The 16,805-nt window shown below is 64.3% G+C and carries 15 protein-coding genes; 8 read left to right on the forward strand and 7 right to left on the reverse strand.

The genetic code is table 11. The annotated features are described in order from the left end of the window. Positions 1 to 39: 39 nt before the first annotated feature. From SPHV1_RS17340 to SPHV1_RS17360, 5 genes are all read right to left on the reverse strand, one after another. A complete protein-coding gene (locus SPHV1_RS17340; protein WP_054947283.1) occupies positions 40 to 987 on the reverse strand; it encodes an acetyl-CoA carboxylase carboxyltransferase subunit alpha in 948 nt (315 codons plus the stop codon). After that, positions 984 to 2,351, reverse strand: coding sequence for an acetyl-CoA carboxylase biotin carboxylase subunit (gene accC, locus SPHV1_RS17345; protein WP_054947284.1), 1,368 nt, complete (start codon positions 2,349 to 2,351; stop codon positions 984 to 986). Before accC ends, SPHV1_RS17340 begins: the two co-directional genes overlap by 4 nt. Before the next feature lie 5 nt (positions 2,352 to 2,356). After that, entirely contained in the window at positions 2,357 to 2,809 is a 453-nt protein-coding gene (accB, locus tag SPHV1_RS17350; protein ID WP_231634723.1) for an acetyl-CoA carboxylase biotin carboxyl carrier protein, read from the reverse strand. 152 nt (positions 2,810 to 2,961) lie between these two features. Continuing rightward, positions 2,962 to 3,813, reverse strand: coding sequence for an acetyl-CoA carboxylase, carboxyltransferase subunit beta (gene accD, locus SPHV1_RS17355; protein ID WP_054947286.1), 852 nt, complete (start codon positions 3,811 to 3,813; stop codon positions 2,962 to 2,964). A gap of 163 nt (positions 3,814 to 3,976) precedes the next feature. Continuing rightward, positions 3,977 to 5,398 (reverse strand): methyl-accepting chemotaxis protein, encoded by a 1,422-nt coding sequence (locus tag SPHV1_RS17360; RefSeq protein ID WP_054947287.1) that lies wholly within the window; start codon positions 5,396 to 5,398, stop codon positions 3,977 to 3,979. A 558-nt stretch (positions 5,399 to 5,956) separates the two neighbouring features. Between SPHV1_RS17360 and SPHV1_RS17365 the strand changes: the two genes are divergently transcribed. The 3 genes from SPHV1_RS17365 to SPHV1_RS17375 all read left to right on the forward strand — a co-directional run bounded on the left by SPHV1_RS17365 (position 5,957) and on the right by SPHV1_RS17375 (position 8,700). Continuing rightward, positions 5,957 to 7,057, forward strand: a complete 1,101-nt coding sequence (locus SPHV1_RS17365; RefSeq protein WP_082431047.1) for a helix-turn-helix transcriptional regulator — start codon at positions 5,957 to 5,959, stop codon at positions 7,055 to 7,057. Positions 7,058 to 7,191: 134 nt separating this feature from the next. Further along, positions 7,192 to 7,896 carry a TorF family putative porin gene (locus tag SPHV1_RS17370; RefSeq protein WP_231634724.1) on the forward strand — a complete coding sequence of 235 codons (705 nt, stop codon included), beginning with the start codon at positions 7,192 to 7,194 and terminating at the stop codon, positions 7,894 to 7,896. A 15-nt stretch (positions 7,897 to 7,911) separates the two neighbouring features. Continuing rightward, positions 7,912 to 8,700 carry a hypothetical protein gene (locus SPHV1_RS17375; RefSeq protein WP_054947288.1) on the forward strand — a complete coding sequence of 263 codons (789 nt, stop codon included), beginning with the start codon at positions 7,912 to 7,914 and terminating at the stop codon, positions 8,698 to 8,700. Here the strand turns inward: SPHV1_RS17375 and SPHV1_RS17380 are convergent. Further along, complete coding sequence (locus SPHV1_RS17380) at positions 8,687 to 10,324, reverse strand: PP2C family protein-serine/threonine phosphatase (protein WP_054947325.1); 1,638 nt, start codon at positions 10,322 to 10,324, stop codon at positions 8,687 to 8,689. The genes SPHV1_RS17375 and SPHV1_RS17380 overlap by 14 nt on opposite strands. A gap of 123 nt (positions 10,325 to 10,447) precedes the next feature. On the opposite strand from SPHV1_RS17380, the gene SPHV1_RS17385 reads away from it, so the two are divergent. From SPHV1_RS17385 to SPHV1_RS17400, 4 genes are read left to right on the forward strand one after another with little or no spacing between them, the layout of a single operon-like run. Next, positions 10,448 to 13,072, forward strand: coding sequence for an MFS transporter (locus SPHV1_RS17385; RefSeq protein ID WP_231634725.1), 2,625 nt, complete (start codon positions 10,448 to 10,450; stop codon positions 13,070 to 13,072). Continuing rightward, positions 13,062 to 14,324 (forward strand): HAMP domain-containing protein, encoded by a 1,263-nt coding sequence (locus SPHV1_RS17390; RefSeq protein WP_054947290.1) that lies wholly within the window; start codon positions 13,062 to 13,064, stop codon positions 14,322 to 14,324. Before SPHV1_RS17385 ends, SPHV1_RS17390 begins: the two co-directional genes overlap by 11 nt. Then, positions 14,321 to 14,710: a Crp/Fnr family transcriptional regulator gene (locus SPHV1_RS17395; RefSeq protein WP_054947291.1), complete on the forward strand. Its 390-nt coding sequence runs from the start codon at positions 14,321 to 14,323 to the stop codon at positions 14,708 to 14,710. The genes SPHV1_RS17390 and SPHV1_RS17395 overlap by 4 nt, the downstream gene beginning before the upstream one ends. Then, complete coding sequence (locus SPHV1_RS17400) at positions 14,707 to 16,008, forward strand: hypothetical protein (RefSeq protein WP_054947292.1); 1,302 nt, start codon at positions 14,707 to 14,709, stop codon at positions 16,006 to 16,008. The genes SPHV1_RS17395 and SPHV1_RS17400 overlap by 4 nt, the downstream gene beginning before the upstream one ends. Here SPHV1_RS17400 and SPHV1_RS17405 read toward each other — a convergent pair. Further along, the gene (locus SPHV1_RS17405; RefSeq protein WP_054947326.1) at positions 15,928 to 16,251 is read right to left on the reverse strand and encodes an STAS domain-containing protein; all 324 of its coding nucleotides are present in this window, start codon (positions 16,249 to 16,251) and stop codon (positions 15,928 to 15,930) included. The genes SPHV1_RS17400 and SPHV1_RS17405 overlap by 81 nt on opposite strands. Positions 16,252 to 16,376: 125 nt before the next feature. On the opposite strand from SPHV1_RS17405, the gene SPHV1_RS17410 reads away from it, so the two are divergent. After that, entirely contained in the window at positions 16,377 to 16,796 is a 420-nt protein-coding gene (locus tag SPHV1_RS17410; protein ID WP_054947293.1) for an ATP-binding protein, read from the forward strand. Positions 16,797 to 16,805 lie beyond the last annotated feature (9 nt).

Raw genomic sequence — 16,805 nt, forward strand, 5'->3', positions numbered from 1 at the left:
GGCCATGCCCTGAAGTCATCGGGAGAGGGGGATGCCCCCTTAAAGGTTGCCGATCGCCAGGAAGCGTTCTTCGCGGCGATGGAGCAGGTCCTTGGCCGGAACGCCCGACAGTGCGTCGATCTCTTCGGAAATGGCCGCACCCAGCGCCTGCGATGCGGCTGCGGGATCGCGATGGGCGCCGCCCATCGGCTCGGGCACGATGCGGTCGATCACGTTGAGCTGGAGCAGGTCCTGGGCCGTCACGCGCATGGCGGCGGCAGCGTCTGCAGCGCGCTCACCGGTACGCCACAGGATCGAGGCACAGCCTTCCGGGCTGATGACGGAATAGACCGCATGTTCCAGCATGAGAACGCGTTCGGCGCTCGCCAGGGCGACGGCTCCGCCCGATCCGCCTTCGCCGACGATCGTGGCGACCATCGGGACGGGCAGGGACAGGCACGCTTCGGTGGCGCGGGCAATGGCCTCGGCCTGACCGCGCTCTTCGGCTTCGACGCCCGGGAAGGCGCCTGAGGTGTCGACCAGCGTCACGACCGGCAGGCCGAAGCGTCCGGCCAGTTCCATCAGGCGCACCGCCTTGCGGTAGCCTTCGGGCTTGCCCATGCCGAAGTTGTGCTTGATGCGGGTCTGGGTGTCGTGGCCCTTTTCATGGCCGATAACCATGACGCGCCGGTCGCCCAGCCGGGCCATGCCACCCACGATCGCCGCGTCCTCACCGTAGAGACGGTCGCCGCCCAGCGGCATGAAGTCGGTGAAGATATGGGCGAGGTAGTCACGCAAGTGCGGCCGTTGCGGGTGGCGGGCGACCTGCGTCTTCTGCCACGGCGTCAACGATGCATAAGTGCGCGCCAGCAGTTGTTCGCTCTTGGTCTCGAGCTTCTGGATTTCGCTCATCAGGTCGAGGCCGCCGGTGTCGGCGGTCGAACGCAGCTCGTGGATGCGCGCCTCGAGGGCGGCGATCGGTTTCTCGAATTCGAGATAGGAGATCATTTGGCCTCGCTTTCGGCTTCAGCCTTGTCGGCCAGCCACTGTTCGAGCCACTTGATCGTGTAGTCGCCGGACTGGAAATCCGGATCCTGGATGATCGCTTCGTGCAGAGGGATCGAGGTCTTGACCCCGCCGACGACCATTTCGCCCAGCGCCCGCTTGAGGCGCATGATGCAGCCTTCGCGGGTGCGACCGTAGACGATCAGCTTGGCAACCATCGAATCGTAGTAGGGCGGAATGCGGTACCCGGCGTAGAGTCCGGAATCGACGCGCACGTGCATGCCGCCGGCCGCGTGGAAAGTGTCGACAAGGCCGGGGGAGGGGACGAAGGTCCACGGATCCTCGGCATTGATGCGGCACTCGATGGCGTGGCCCTTGAACTCGATCTCGTCCTGCGTGACAGACAGCGGCTTGCCGTCGGCAATGCGGATCTGCTCGCGCACGAGGTCGACCCCGGTGATCGCTTCGGTCACCGGATGTTCGACCTGCAGGCGGGTGTTCATCTCGATGAAGTAGAACTCACCGTTTTCCCACAGGAACTCGATCGTGCCGGCGCCGCGATAGCCCATGTCGGCCATCGCCTTGGCAACCACGCCGCCCATGCGCGCGCGCTCTTGTGCCGTGATGACGGGCGAGGGGGCTTCCTCGAGCACCTTCTGGTGGCGGCGCTGCAGCGAGCAGTCGCGCTCGCCCAGGTGCACGGCTTTGCCATTGCCATCGCCGAAGATCTGGAATTCGATGTGGCGCGGATTGCCGAGGTACTTCTCGACGTAGACGGTGTCGTCGCCGAAGGCGGCCTTGGCCTCCGAGCGGGCCTGGCTGACCATCGTTTCGAGCTGGTCTTCGCTGGGCACGATCTTCATGCCGCGTCCACCGCCGCCCGAAGCGGCCTTCACCAGCACCGGGTAGCCGATTTCCTTGGCAAGCTCGCGGATCTCGTCGAGGTCTTCGACGGCGCCCGGCGAACCGGGGACCAGCGGCAGGCCGAGCGCACCGGCAGTGCGCTTGGCTTCCACCTTGTCGCCCATCGTGCGGATATGCTCGGGCTTGGGGCCGATCCAGGTGATCCCGTGGGCTTCGACGATCTCGGCGAACTTGGCGTTCTCCGAAAGGAAGCCGTAGCCGGGGTGAATCGCGTCAGCCTGGGTTATTTCCGCCGCGGCGATGATCGCGGCGACGTTGAGGTAGGAATCGCGGGCCGAGGGCGGGCCGATGCATACCGCGTGGTCGGCAAGGCGAACGTGCATCGCGTCGGCATCGGCCGTGGAGTGCACGGCGACCGTCTCGATGCCCATTTCATGCGCGGCGCGATGGATGCGCAGCGCAATTTCACCGCGATTGGCGATCAGTATGCGGGAAATGCCCATGGCGATCAGCCGATGACGACGAGCGGCTGGTCGAATTCGACCGGCTGGGAATTGTCCACCAGCACGGCCTTGACGGTGCCCGCGGCAGGTGCGGTGATCGGGTTCATCACCTTCATCGCCTCGATGATCAGCAGGGTATCGCCCGCCTTCACGTTCTGGCCGACCGATACGAAGTTCGCCGAGCCGGGTTCCGGGGCGAGGTAGGCGGTGCCTACCATCGGCGACTTGACGGCGGTGCCGTCCATGGCCGGTGCGGCAGCGGCTTCTGCTGCTGCAGGCGCGGCAGCGGCCGGAGCGGCAGCAGCGACCGGGGCGACGGCCGCCTGGACCATCGGCGCTGCCATCAGCGTGCGGGCGACGCGGATGCGACGTTCACCGTCTTCCACCTCGATTTCGCTGAGGTTGGTGTCGGAGAGAAGTTCCGCCAGTTCGCGCACGAGTGCGCTGTCAATGTTCATGCCAGCGGCCTTGCCGCTCGTTTGGTTACCCATGCGTTCCTCGGATCAGCATATTTTGCCGCGGCTATTGCGGGGGCAATAGCACGTGACAAGGGATTAATCCTAACCTTGCACAGTTTTTCCCCGAAGGGGCTGTGCCCAGTTTTGCGTTGTCAGGCTGCTGTTGCAACCGGACGGAGATAATCGAGCAGGCGCGCAAGCGTCTCGCGCATGTTCCGGCGATGCACGACCATGTCGACCATGCCGTGTTCGTGAAGGTATTCCGCGCGCTGGAAGCCGTCGGGCAGCTTTTCGCGAATGGTGTCCTGGATCACGCGCTGGCCGGCAAAGCCGATGAGCGCGCCGGGCTCGGCGATCTGGACGTCGCCCAGCATGGCATAGCTTGCCGTGACGCCGCCGGTCGTGGGGTCGGTCAGGACGACGATATAGGGCAGCCCTGCCGCCTTGAGGCGACGCAGGGCAACGGTGGTCTTGGGCATCTGCATCAGGCTGAGAATGCCTTCCTGCATGCGCGCGCCACCGGCGGCAGTGCAAATGACGTAGCCGCACTTCTCGCGAATCGCGCGTTCGATCCCGGCAACGAAGGCCGCGCCCACGGCCATGCCCATCGAACCGCCCATGAAGCCGAAGTCCTGCACGCCCAGCACCAGCTTCTTGCCTTCGATCTGGCCGACGGCATTGGTCAGCGCATCGCCGTAGGGATAGTTGGCCCGGGCGGCCTTGAGGCGGTCGGGATACTTCTTGCTGTCGCGGAACCTGAGCGGATCTTCCTTGACCTTGGGCGTGGGCAGGATCGAGAATCCGGGATCGAGCAATTGCCCGATGCGCTCCTGCGCGCCGATACGCCCGTGGTAGTCGCACTTCGGACAGACCGAGAGGTTGTCCTCGAAGTCCTTGACGAACAGCATCTCACCGCAGGATCGGCACTTGATCCAGAGGTTGTCGGGTGTGTCGCGCTTGCTCGTGCGCGAGAGGGAATTGCGTACGCGTGTTAGCCAGCTCATGCCGCGCTATTTGCCGTTTTTCGACGCTTCGGCAAGTCCTGCGGGCTTCTGCGGCCCCTTGAAGGGGCGCAAACGGCGGGAATGCGTGGGTTGCGAATGCAAGTCAGCCCCGCAATCGCGGGGCTGACTCACGGGTTTTGCACAAGCCGCTATCGATTGAGGCTCAGAATTCGCTCCAGTCCTCGTCGTTCGTCGGTACCGACTGCAGGGCGACATTGCCCATGGCCACGGGCTGCGACCGGGGTGCCGGATGAAAGGAGGGCGCAGGTGCCGACGGCGCAGGCGGGGCGTACTTGCGCATCGGCCGCACGATGTCCTCCTCGCCGGTAACGAAGGAAGAGACGAGCGAGGTCATCTCGTTCGCCTCGTCGGCCAGGCTGCGCGAGGCGGCGGTCGATTGCTCGACCATCGCCGCGTTCTGCTGGGTCAGCCGGTCCATTTCGCTCACGGCATCGTTGATCTGCTGGAGATTGCTGGCCTGCTGCGTGGCATTGCTGGCGATCTCGGACATCAGCTCATCGATGTCGCCCACGCTGGCAACGATCTTCTCGAGCAGCGAGCCGGTATCGCCGACCAGAACCACGCCGTCGCCTACCTGCTTGCTGCTGACGGTGATCAGTTCCTTGATGTTCTTCGCCGCTTCGGCCGAGCGCTGGGCAAGTGCGCGCACTTCGTTGGCGACGACCGCGAAGCCCTTGCCGGCGTCGCCTGCCCGGGCAGCCTCGACCCCGGCGTTGAGCGCGAGGAGGTTGGTCTGGAAGGCAATCCCGTCGATCACGTTGATGATCTGGCCGATTTCCTGCGCGGACTTCTCGATTTCGCCCATCGCCACAATGGCCTTGCGAACCACTTCGCCGCCTTCGGTGGCTTCGCGGTGGGCGCCGGAGACGGCCTGCTGGACGTCGGTTGCCTTGTCGGCGGTCCGCTTCACGTTGGTGGTGACATCGTTCATCGACGAGGCGGTTTCGGCCAGGCTGGCGGCCTGGCGTTCGTTGCGCGCGGCGAAGTCGTCGGAGGCGGAGCGGATCTCGGTTGCGCCGGTGCGCACGCTTGCGGCGGCGGTCCGGACCGAGCGGATGGTATCGGCGAGCGATCGGACGGCGGCGTTGAAGTCCCTGCGCAAGTCATCGTAGGCGCCGGGGAAGGGATCGCGGATCTCGCAGTCCAGTTGGTTGCTGGAGAGCTTCTTCAATCCTCCGCTCAGGGCATCGATGATTGTCTTTTCCTGCGCGGCATTGTCGCTGCGCAGGGCCACGGCGTTGTTGCGGAAGGTAGCCATGGCCTTGGTCATGCGGCCGACGCAGTCCTTGTAGTCGGTGTACTGGATCGGACTGTCGGTATCGCCGTCCGCCAGCGCTTCCATGCGCATCACGGTATTGACGTATGGGGTGGTGATGTGTCGCGCAGCGACGATCATCGCGATTACGGTAGCGGCCAGTGACGCAGACGCGGCGCCGATCAATTCGGTGCTGCCGCCGGCCAGCCATGTCGTGACGGGGCCTGTCGTACCGATGAGGGCGAGCAGCGCGGTCAGCGCCTTGAATTTCGTTCGGATGGGGGCAGTCTTCTCAAACCATTGCAGCATGTCGGACTCCTCGAAATCATGTCGGCAGCCCGGCTTGCCACAACGCTCTCCCCCGTTGGCAGGCAGACGGCCTTCGATGAGAGCCACAGTAAATGTGTAAGTGAAAATTTAGATTGGCAGAATTCTACGTGCAGGACCGTAGACGAGGTCTGTCAATTGCTATCCATTGTTATCGTTTTGAAAGGTCGGCGGTCCGAGGCGAGTGGCAACTTTGCTTGATATTCAAGTCCGCTGCTGCTGCCTATTATCGACTTGAGAGGATCATTACTGCGATCAATCGCATGAAATCGCTTTACTGTCGTGAAGTCAGGCGCGGCCAGGACAAGCGGCGGAATGAGCGGAACCAAAAAGCCCGGGAAGACAAATGTCATTCCCGGGCAAGTAATCCAGGATCTGCAGAAGCCGATCCATTGGGTCGCATGCGGCCAATGCCCGTTTTGCGCAGGAAAATCATACCATGATCAGGGTATGGGAAAGAGGAGAACAAGATTCTCAATGGCTTGCGAAACGATTGCAACTGCATAAAAGCATCATGGATGGGGCATTCGGGGGGCTCGGATGGAGGGCGAATCAGGACGTCGCGAAGATATCGCTCGGCTTTTTGCGCAGGCGCCTTTCAGTGACGCAGGGTGGGATACCGCGCTGCGGGCATTGGCGGATGCGACCGGTTCGGCGCGCGCACAACTGGTTGCCTTCGGTAAAGATCATGTCAGCTTCAACTGGGTCACCGACGTCGATGAAGGCTACGCCGAGGAGTTCCTCAGGATCGAAGGCTATCGCGCCGACGTGAACTACCGGGTCGCCGCGATTGCCAAGCCCTTCGAAGTTACGTGGGAGCGGCATTACGATGCGGTTCGCAAGGTTTCCACGAATGATGTCTACCTCGATCACGTGCGCAAGTACGATGCGGAGCAGGGCGCGCAGGTGATCCTCGTCGACCGGCCCGGCGCATTCTTTGGCGTGGCCGCGCTCCATGCACGCTCGGACGGTGCGACGAATGAAGCGCAGCGCAAGGTGCTCGGTGAGGCCGCGCCGCACGTCCTGCGGGCGATCCAACTGCAGAAGGCGGTCGAGCATCGCGGTGTTGAACTTCTGCGCGGGTCTCTGGAAGCCATACGTCATGCCGCGATCCTGCTCGACGGGACCGGCAAGGTCTGCGCCATGACCCAGGCCGCGGAAAAGATGCTGGGGTGGCAGACATTCCAGGTGAGGGCGGGGGCCTTGCGAGCGGTACGTGCTGATATAGACCGGGAACTGCAGCGCCGATTGAGCGCGGCGCTGGCGGACAGTCCGCCGCAATCCGAATTGTGGATCTCCACCGCGCAAGGGCGGATACTGGTGGAAGTCTGCACGCTGCCCCGACAGGATTGGAACTTCGGCTTCTCGCCAAGGGTCGTCGTGTCTTTCCGCTCGCCGCTCCCGGCCAGCGACAATCAGGTGGAGCGGCTGTGCGCGGCGTTCGGCCTGACCGGAGCCGAAGGGCAGATCGTGGCGTTGCTCGCGCAAGGTCAGTCGCGGCAGGAAGCGGCGCACCGGCGCGGGGTGAGCGTACAGACAGTTGCTACCCAGTTGCGCACGATTTTCCAGAAATGCGGGGTCAATCGCGAGGCCGAACTGGTCTCCATGGCGCGTGCCGTCATCGAGTTGGGTAACAATTGACCGGCCGGGCACGTGGCTCGCCTTTCCCGTAGCCCAGTCTTAGACCCCGTTGGTGTTGATTTACCAATAGTTATGGGAATGCGCCTAAGCCTGCACGATCACGGGATGGAGTGGCTGCGGGCGTGGCAATTGGCGTGAGATCTTCGGTTGGCCTTCTCGCACTCGTGCTGGGTGGGACGGGCTTGCCGGCTGCCGCGCAGGAAAGCGGCAATAGCGTTACGCCTGCCTTCCAGCTTTCCGCCAACGCCAGCATCGTCTCCGATTACCGGTTTCGCGGTATCAGCCTGTCCGGCAAGGATCCTGCGATCCAGGGCGGGATCGACCTCAGCCATGACAGCGGCCTGTTCATCGGCACCTGGGCTTCGAGCATTGCGAATTCCGGCGGTTCCAACACCGAACTCGACCTCTATGGAGGCTATGGCGGCTCGGTCGCCGGTATCGATTATTCCGTCACCGCGCTCACCTACGTCTATCCCGGCGGCCACAGTGTCAACTACTTCGAGGTCCTGGGATCGGCATCGACGAGGCTGGGGACCGGTAGCGTCGGCCTTGATATGGGCTGGGTGCCCCGCCAGGACAATTTCGGCGGAGACAACATCTACCTCGCGGCAAAGGGGCAGGTCCCGCTGGGCAGCATTCCCGCCAGCCTGTTCGGCCACGTGGGCTATGAAAATGGCGATGTCTACTTCCGCAAGTGGGATTGGGAAGCGGGCCTCTCCTACGCGACGGGGCCGTTGACCGCATCGCTGTCCTACGTCGATACCAACTATTCCGGCGTCGATGAGGCAGGTCGTTTCGCCAGGGCCGGCGTCGTCGCCTCGCTTACCGCCAGTTTCTGATTGCAGGTACGCTTGATGTCCCGTCTCTTCCTTTCCGTAGACATGGTTGGCTCGACCCAGTTCAAGGCGACCAGGAACGCCAAGGGACCGGGGGGCTGGATGGAGATCTTCCGCACCTTCTTCACCAATTTTCCGCTGATGCTGGTGGGGCAGATGGGCTTCGAATTCCTAGATGAGGACGAGACCCCGGTCGTGGACGTCTGGAAGGCCATGGGCGACGAGGCGATCTTCACTGCGCAGCCTTCCAGCGCCGAAGAGCTGACCGGTATCCTGCGCGTCCTGTTGCGCACCATGCGGCTGTACGAGGCCAACCACTTCGAAACGCTGCCGCTGCGTCTCAAGGGTACGGCCTGGCTGGCCGACTTTGTCGAGAACAACATCGCGCTCGAGATCCCCGAGCTGTCCTCGGACGATGCGGCGCCGCACCTCGATTTCATCGGGCCGGACCTCGACCTGGGCTTTCGTCTTTCGAAATATGCCCGCCCGGCCAGTCTCGTGCTTTCGCTGGACCTCGTCGAGACGCTGCTGGAAGCGGATAACCTTTCGACCGTTGCCATGTATCTGGTCGGGCGCGAGGAACTGAAGGGCGTCATGTTCGGTCGCCCTTATCCGATTGTGTGGATGCACGATGCCGAGGAGGGATTCGACTTCCTGCCCTGGGAGCGCGAGAGCTGCCCCTACATCGCCGCCGCCCTCGATGCCCGTCCGGCGAGCGTGGAAGAACTGCGCCGCCAGATCGACGACATGCGCCTCTACCTGCGCAAGATGCACGGGCTCGAACGCCCGCCGATCAAGCTGGGCTGACGGTTTCGCGCGTACCTTCGTAGCAGACCGTCAGGATCGCGATGTCGTCCGACTGCGGCACGGCGCCCACGAAACCGCGCACGCTCTGCGCAAGACCTTCGGAAATCAGTCTTGCGGAAAATTCGGCGCGTGCGCTGGCCAGGGCATCGGCGATGCGGGCCGTGGTGAACAGTTCGTCGTTCGCGCCCGTCGCCTCTGAAACGCCGTCGGTGAAGAGGACCAGCGCATCGCCTTCGCGCAGATCGAAATGGCCGGTGCGGAACGGAACGTCCTCGAACACGCCGAGCGCCATGCCCTGGTGCTTGGCCAGCCGTTCGACCGACCCGTCGGCCCGCACGATGAAGGGCGCCTCGTGGCCGCCGTCGCTGTATTCCACCTCGCCACTGCGCAAGTCGAGGATGCCGGCGAAGATGGTGACGAACATCTCGGCGGCATTGTCGCGCGACAGTTCGGCATTGACCCGTTCCATGATCCGGCCGGTGGAGCCGCCGGACATCGCGTGCGCCTTGAACAGGGTGGTGGTCATGGCCATGAACAGCGCTGCCGGCACGCCCTTGCCCGATACGTCGCCGACGACGAAGAACAGGCGGTTCCGGTCGATCAGGAAATAGTCGTAGAGGTCGCCGCCGACCTGCTTGGCCGGTTCGAGCAGGGCGAAGACGTCAAGGTCGCGGCGGTCGGGGAAGGGCGGGAACTTGCGCGGCAACATGCCGATCTGGATGTCGCGCGCCGCGGATAGCTCGCCCTCTACCCTCTCGCGTGCCGCCGTCGCTTCCTCGACTTCGATGAGGTAGCGCTGGAGCCGGGCGATCATCCCGGCCATCGCTTCGGCAAGGCTACCCACTTCATCGCCCCGGTCGCGGCTGATCCTGCGCATGGCGTCCATCTCGTCCTCGTCGGGCTGGAAGCTGCGCGTCTCCATGTTGCGGGTGAAGGTGGTCAGCCGCACCAGCGGTTCGACGATGCGCGAGACCAGAAACCAGCCGACCGCCATCGACAGCGCGAACAGGGCGATGCCGATCGCGATCGACTTGACGAGTGCCTTGTGCAGCCGTTCGTCGAGCCATGTCAGGTCGATGTCCGCCCCGATGACGTGGACGCGCCCGTCAGGGCTCTTCACCGGCATGTAGATCGAGCGGAAGCGGCCGAAGGAGTCGCTGTACTCGTCGAAGCGGATCCTGCCGTCGGCGAAGCTGCGATAGAGCTTGTCGGGCGCTGTGTCGTAGAGCGTGAAGAACTTCGTCTGGGTGCCCCGCGCGATCTCGTCGTCGGTGGCACTGGTGGCTACGGTCCGGATATCGTCGCCGAACTTCATGTAGGTGTAGACATACATCAGGCCCGAGGCATTGCCGAAGCGTGAAAGGTGCTGCTGGATCTGCTTGTACTCGGCCGGCGTGACCGAGTTCGCATCGCGGATGCGCCGGTGATATCCATCGGGAATGATCTCGCGCACGGCGTTCGTCGCGGTCTGCAGCTTGCCGTCGATGCCGGTGAGGATCTCGTTGCGGTCGGTGCCGTAGAGAACCGCCGTATATACCGTTGCCGAAACCAGGTTGAGTACAAAGAGCAGGAGCAGCAGTTGCGGCTTGAGGCCGAACCTGCGCACCCTTTGCGCTCCATCCATGGTCGCCACGAGAATGATCCCCCGATACTGTGCCTGATAACGCGATTGAAACGGAATAAGCCCTATTGCAGCGATACTTGCAAAAATTGATTAAGCCGGACCGCGACATTGGTGGGGAGAAAATTGCTCGATCTCGTTAACCGCCTCTTCCGGCTCGAGCGCGGTGAATGGCCCCGGCTGATCCAGTTCGGCCTGTTCGGATTCCTGCTGCAGATGGGCATGGGCGTCGGCTTCAGTGCCGGCGATGCGGCATTCCTGAGCAATGTCGGCGCCGACCGCCTGCCGCTGGTGTTCATGCTGACGCCGGCGGTCATGCTGCTCTACACGGTGCTGTTCTCCTATCTGCTGGTGCGCTTCTCGATCGATCGCATGGTCGACCTGACCCTGGCCGCGCTGGTCGCGGGCGGGGTGGCGTTCTGGGCCCTGATTGATGCCGGACTGCCCCCGCAATGGCAGGTTCCGCTATACTTCGCGGTGAAGCTCTACCTGGCGATGTGGTACATCGCGCTCTACTCCCTGTTCTGGAACTATACCGACGCCTATTTCGCGATCCAGGACGCCAAGCGGCTGTTCCCGCTGTTCGCCGCATTCTGCGCGCTCGGCACGGCCTGCGGCGCGATGCTGGTGAGCGTGCTGGCCGAGAGGGTGGCGGTGCAGGATTTCTTCCTGCTGTGGGCGGCCATCGCCCTGGCAACCGCACCGCTCGCCGTTCTCCTGCGCCGTCGCTGGAGCCAGATTGCCGAAAGCGACAGCGATCTGGACGAAGAAACCGGGGATGCCCTGAGTCAGCTGGCGGCGGTCGGCCGCGCCTTCGGTCGCTCGCGCTATACGATGGTCTTCACCCTGGTGCTCTTCGTCACCCTGCTGATGACCAATCTGGCCGAGTACCAGTACTCGATGGTGCTGCAGGAGGGCCGCGACGAGGCCGCGCTGGCGTCGCTCTTCGGCACGCTTTACGCGGCTGCCAACCTGTTCAACCTCGTGACCTGTCTTTTCGTGTTCAACCGGCTGGTGGCGCGGCTGGGGGTGCGCAATGTCGCCTTTATCCATCCGCTGACCTATTTCGCGGTGTTCGGCTGGTTCTTCCTGCAGGGCGGTACGGGTGCGGCGCTGGCGGCCTTTTTCGCCTATCACGGGGTCCTGACCTCGATCGAGTACAACAACCAGAACCTGCTTTTCAACGCGGTCCCTTCGCAGGTGAAGCGGCCGCTGCGCACGGTGATGGAAGGCATGGCCGAGCCGCTGGCCAGCCTCGTCTCCGGCGGTTTCCTGATCTATGTGGCGAGCCAGGTGGACATGCGCGAGCTTTCGGGCATCGGGATCATTGTCGGCGCGACGCTGATCGCCGTCGTCGTCGCGCTGCGCCAGCTCTATCCTTCGGCGATGACCGCCAACATGCGGCAGGGCTGGATGAACTTCGGCGACCGCAGCGTGCTGGCCCCGCAATTCGAACCCGAGACGAAAGCCCTGCTTGCCAAGGCCGCGGCGGGCGAGGGGGAGGAGGCGCAGATCGCCGCGCGGCTGCTGGACGCCGATACCGCGCGCAGTCCCTTGCCGCCGGACGGGAGCGATATCGACGCCTTGCTGGCGCGGCTGGCTCAAGACGATCCGACGCAGCGTATCGGCGTTACCGAGGCCATCGACCGACTGGCTACGCCCGAGGACGTACACATCGTCCCGGCGCTGGCACGGTGCCTGCCGCGTCTGCATCGCGACGAGCGGCGGCGGATGATCCGTCTGCTCGGACGGATCGGGGACAGCGAATCCATACCCGACATTCTCGAGGCGGCCGCCGAACTGGCGCCAAGGGCAAGCCGCGCGATTGCGACGATGCTGACCGGGCTGGGCGAGACGGCGATCCCGCGCTTGCTGGGCGGGCTGCGCGACAGGGCCTTGCCCTATCGGTCCCGCGCCATAGCCGCCCGTGCGCTGGCGCAGAATTCCTACGCCCAGTTTGCCGCCAACCTCGACCGTCTCGTGATCGGGGAACTGGATGAAGCCTCGCGCCTGAACCATGCGGCAAGCCTGCTCGATGTCCATGGCCGGACACACCGCTCCATCGCCCTGCTGGCGCGCGCCCAGCGCGAACGGGCGGAAGCGGCGATCGATTTCGTGCTCGAACTCCTTGCTGTCGGCGGGCTGCTGCCGAATTTCGATCTCCTGATCGTCTCGCTCCATTCCGCCAATCCCAAGGTGCGCGGCAATGCGGTCGAGGCGATCGAGAGTAGCATCGATCGACAATATCTTTGCCGGCTCGGCCCCTTGCTGCACGGTGAAACGCAGATCCCTCAGGCTGCGGCAAGGGATCTCGATCAGATCCTGGGGCAGGCTCTGGGGGGCGGCCAGCCGCTGGAAATGATCCTTGCGGCGGACGTCCTCCATGCCCGTCTGGATGGCGGCACCTTTATCCAGAAACTTCACGACGTGATCCTTAGCGGTATCCCTGAGGCCGTGCGATGCCATGTCCTTGGCATCATGCAGATCGACGGCGCGGTGCAGCCCCATGCGCTGGATCTTCTGGCGGCGCTGGCGGACCATCCCGAAGTCGGCGGCGCCACGCTCGAAGCCTTGGGCGCAGCGGCGCAGGGTGCCACGTTCGAAAGGCCGGAGAGCAGGGCTTTGGCAGCCATGGCCGGGGGGACCCCGTTCTGGATCGCCTATCGTGACCTTGGCGAGGTTGCCGCGCGCTTCCCCGAACTGGCGCTGGTTCTGCTCAAGTCGCAGGACGATCGGCAATATGCGGCCTAGAAGCGTTCCGATCAAAGCGCTGCTGCTGCGCACTTTCCTTCCCGCCGTCGTGGTGGTGGCAGTGCTGCTGGCCGTACTCGTCTACAACTGGCTCTACACCTCGATCCTTGAAGGATTCGAGCGCAAGCTGGTGACGACGAGCGCACTTGCCGGGGCGATGGTCGATCCGGAAGATCACGATGCCCTGATCGCTGCCGCCTTCAAGGGCGGCGATAGCCAGGCCGCCGAGGCCAGCGCCGCTTATCGCCGCAATGTCGGGCCCATGCGGCGCATTCGCGAGGAACTGGGCCTGACCTATCTCTACACCCAGGTGAACGGCGGCCCGCAGGACATTCTCTACATTCTCGACGCTTCGACGGGAGAGAACCATTCCCCGCTCGGTTCCAGCGACGATTTGCCCGACGAGACGGCCGAGGGCCTCAGGCGGGTCGAGGAATCCGGGGCGATCTATGTTTCGCCGATCGAATATCAGGAGCAGTGGGGCCTGCTGAAGACAGGTGCGGCGCCGGTGTGGGGCGCGGGTGGCCGCATTGCGGCGTCGGCCGGGGCAGACGTCAACGTCTCGGTCATCCAGATCGCGACGCAGAACGCGCTATTCATGAGCGCGATGATCGGCATTGGCTCGGTACTTGCCTGCATCCTCGTTTCGCTGGCGCTCGTGCGGCGCATAGCCGGGCCCATCGAGGCGCTGACCGAAGAGACGCTGCGGGTCGCGGCTGGGCGCAGGCACAGTCCAACGCAAGGCAAGGCGCCGCGCGAAGTCACGGTCCTGCGTGAAGCCCTGCTTGAACGCGCGGCGAAGATTTCTCGCGAGCTGGAGGCGCGCGGGCGCCGCAGCGTGCAGGAAGACAAGTGCGCTCACGCACAATTGCTTGCGAGCGGGTCCGGTATCCCTCCGGGCGAGCCGGTGATCCTGCTGTCCGGAACCGACCGGGCGATCGCATGGGTGCCCCGCGATCCCGCCGATCCGCGCACGGTCCTTGCCCAGCGCGCGATGGCGCGCCTTGCGCGGGCGATGGCCGGGAATCCGGCACTCTGTTCGGAGTGGACCTCGCTCGCTGACTGCGAGACCGGGGCCTGCCTTGTGGTCGATGGCGTGGCCGGTTCGGTCGAATGGCATGGCAAGCCGCAGGCGGGACTTCGCATTGCGGGACGTGCCGCCGATGCCGGTCGTTTCGATCCGATGGAGCGCGTTTCGATCGCGCCGGTGACGGGCGGCGATTTCGTCGTCTGGCAGGGTGACGCATCATGATCGCGGCGCAGGTCGTTGCCGAAGCGCTGGCGCTTGCAGGCTGTCCGCCATTCGACCGGCTGACGGAGACCGAGCTGCTGCTTGTCGCCCGCCATGCCCGTCGCTTCGAATATGGACCGGGAGATACAGTCCTTGCGGGCGGCGCCGTGGCCCAGCGGCTTGTCGCGGTGGTCGGCGGCTCGGTCCTTGTCGACGGCAGGCCAGCGCCCGCCGTGTTCGACGCGCAGTCCGCGCTGTTCGGCCTTCCGGTTCGCTCGGACTACGTCGCCGGAGTTCAAGGCGCGCAGGTCTTGTGCCTTGCGAGGCCGCACCTCTTTACCATCGCGCGCGAGTGTCCCGATTTCGTGGTGGGCCTTGCAGCGATCCGGGCCGGGGCCGCCGCATGACGATCCGTTCGACGATCATGTTGCTGGCCGTGCCCCTGTTCCTCGCTCTGGCGCTCGTCAACGGGGCGCTGCTCTATACGCAGGACCGCACCGAACTGGAGCGCGCGCTTGGCGAACAGGCTCTCGCCACGGCGGTGACGGTGGCCGAATTCACGCGCGAAATGCCCGATCCGGGCAAGGCCCTTGCCCAACCGAACCGCCGCAAGGCGCTCGATGCGGCCCTTGGGCATGTCGAGGGGCTCGATGCCCTGCTTCTCATCGAACCGGACCGACCGGCCTTCGCGCTCAAGTCGGGTGCGCGTGCATGGGATCCGGCCTTGCTTGCCCGGCCGGATCGGCCATCCATCCGGACAATGGCGCAGGACGGCGCAGGGGGATGGGTCGTGGGACTTGCTCCGGCAGGAGAGGGCCGCTTCGTCGCAGCCCGCTTCAGCCGCGCACCGATCGCCGAACACTTGCGTCTCATTCGCCGGGATATCGTGCTGATCGCGCTCGGGTTGATCGCCCTGGCGAGCGCGCTGGCCATTTTCGTCGCCCGCCGATTGACCCGCGAACTGGACCTGAGCCGACGGGCTCTGTCGGGTCAGGTCGCGGACGGCGAGGTCATCTGGCGTATCCGCGAGGCGCAGGATCTTGCCGGGGCCGTGCGGCTCATGGATGCCAGTGGCGAGGCTGCTGAAGTGCGCGCAAGGCTGGTCGCCGCGCGCAAGGCTCGTCTGCGCAACCGCGACAGCGCCATGGCGCATGTCAGGGCGGTTGAATTCGCCCCTTGCACATATCGCAAAGGGGGTGCCGTTGTCGCCATGCGCGCCTGTGGCAAGGTTGCACCGGGAAGTTTCTTCGCCCACGCCGACATCGGGCGGCAGGGCGGTGCCGTCGTCCTGGGGTGCTGCGAGGATGCGGACCCTGTCGAAGCGCTGGCAGCGGCTTGCCAGGTCCGGCGACGGATCGAGGCTTGCAGCTCAGAGGCGGAACTTGACCGCGCCCTGGACCTTCTGGGCCAACTCCATCCTCTTTCGGCGCTGGTCGTGCACAAATGGCACGAGCCTTTGGCTGAAGGCGCCTTGCAGCTTGTCACTCTCGCGCAAGCCGTCGAAGCGCAGCGCGCGCGGGCTTATCTCAAGGCCGCGCCCGGTATCGGCCCGGAAGAATGGCTGGCCAGTCTCGACGCGCTCCTGACGACGACCGGCATGTTCGCAGTGATCGGCCCCGCAAGCTCAACCGAGCGCGGAATCGAGGTCAGGTGCGATCGTAAAGATGGCGGAGAACCCGCTGATATCGAAGACTTCCTTGACTGACGGAGCGAGGCCGCAAAGCGCGAGCCTGTTGCCCGATGCCTTGGCCACTTTCGCGCCCTTGAGCAGGATGCGCAGCCCCGCCGAACTGACGTAGCTGACTTGCGAGAGATCGATCACGGTGGCCGGATTGCCCTCGATACGGGAGGGCAGCCGGGTTTCGAGCAGCGGCGCGGTATTGCTGTCGAGCCGTCCCGCCAGGGTCATGACCAGAGCCGGGCCCATGATTTCTTCGCTGATTTCCATCGGCCTGTCTCCGCCCGTCTTCCCATCGTGTGCACGCACCTTATTGGAGAAGTTGTGAAAATTTTCCACTCGATTAAGTTGGCCGTGCCCGCAATCGTGTGGCGCCGGTACGGGGATCGAGTGGCATGGATTGCGATTATGAACGCACTCTCGCCAACGGAAGGGCAGGGTTCCCGGCGTTCCTCGAAGATATCGAAGCCTATCTCGAAAGCGTCGACCTGCCGGTAGATGTGCTGACCAAGGTCATGATCGCGTTCGACGAACTGGTCAGCAACATCCTCGAACACGGCAAGCAGCAGGACACGCCGCGCATCACCGCCTGCCTCAATGTCAGGCACGAGGAAATTACGGTCGACCTGATCGACGATGGCAAGCCTTTCGATCCGTTGACCCTCGAAGCGCCCGACACGTCGCTTGCGGTGGAAGAGCGCGAGATCGGCGGCCTTGGCATCCATATCGTGCGCCGGATCATGGACCGCGTGGAATATGCGCGCGAGGGCGAATGCAACCGGCTACGTTTCGCTAAGAAATTGCCCCTAGGATAACAGCCTCGA

Source organism: Novosphingobium sp. KN65.2, assembly GCF_001368935.1.
Taxonomy (GTDB): domain Bacteria; phylum Pseudomonadota; class Alphaproteobacteria; order Sphingomonadales; family Sphingomonadaceae; genus Novosphingobium; species Novosphingobium mathurense.

Excerpts from the sequence above, each read along its gene's own strand:
- SPHV1_RS17340 (WP_054947283.1), bottom strand. The coding sequence starts at position 987 with ATGATCTCCTATCTCGAATTCGAGAAACCGATCGCCGCCCTCGAGGCG.
- accC (WP_054947284.1), bottom strand. The coding sequence starts at position 2,351 with ATGGGCATTTCCCGCATACTGATCGCCAATCGCGGTGAAATTGCGCTG.
- accB (WP_231634723.1), bottom strand. The coding sequence starts at position 2,809 with ATGAACATTGACAGCGCACTCGTGCGCGAACTGGCGGAACTTCTCTCC.
- accD (WP_054947286.1), bottom strand. The coding sequence starts at position 3,813 with ATGAGCTGGCTAACACGCGTACGCAATTCCCTCTCGCGCACGAGCAAG.
- SPHV1_RS17360 (WP_054947287.1), bottom strand. The coding sequence starts at position 5,398 with ATGCTGCAATGGTTTGAGAAGACTGCCCCCATCCGAACGAAATTCAAG.
- SPHV1_RS17365 (WP_082431047.1), top strand. The coding sequence starts at position 5,957 with ATGGAGGGCGAATCAGGACGTCGCGAAGATATCGCTCGGCTTTTTGCG.
- SPHV1_RS17375 (WP_054947288.1), top strand. The coding sequence starts at position 7,912 with ATGTCCCGTCTCTTCCTTTCCGTAGACATGGTTGGCTCGACCCAGTTC.
- SPHV1_RS17380 (WP_054947325.1), bottom strand. The coding sequence starts at position 10,324 with ATGGATGGAGCGCAAAGGGTGCGCAGGTTCGGCCTCAAGCCGCAACTG.
- SPHV1_RS17390 (WP_054947290.1), top strand. The coding sequence starts at position 13,062 with ATGCGGCCTAGAAGCGTTCCGATCAAAGCGCTGCTGCTGCGCACTTTC.
- SPHV1_RS17395 (WP_054947291.1), top strand. The coding sequence starts at position 14,321 with ATGATCGCGGCGCAGGTCGTTGCCGAAGCGCTGGCGCTTGCAGGCTGT.
- SPHV1_RS17400 (WP_054947292.1), top strand. The coding sequence starts at position 14,707 with ATGACGATCCGTTCGACGATCATGTTGCTGGCCGTGCCCCTGTTCCTC.
- SPHV1_RS17405 (WP_054947326.1), bottom strand. The coding sequence starts at position 16,251 with ATGGAAATCAGCGAAGAAATCATGGGCCCGGCTCTGGTCATGACCCTG.
- SPHV1_RS17410 (WP_054947293.1), top strand. The coding sequence starts at position 16,377 with ATGGATTGCGATTATGAACGCACTCTCGCCAACGGAAGGGCAGGGTTC.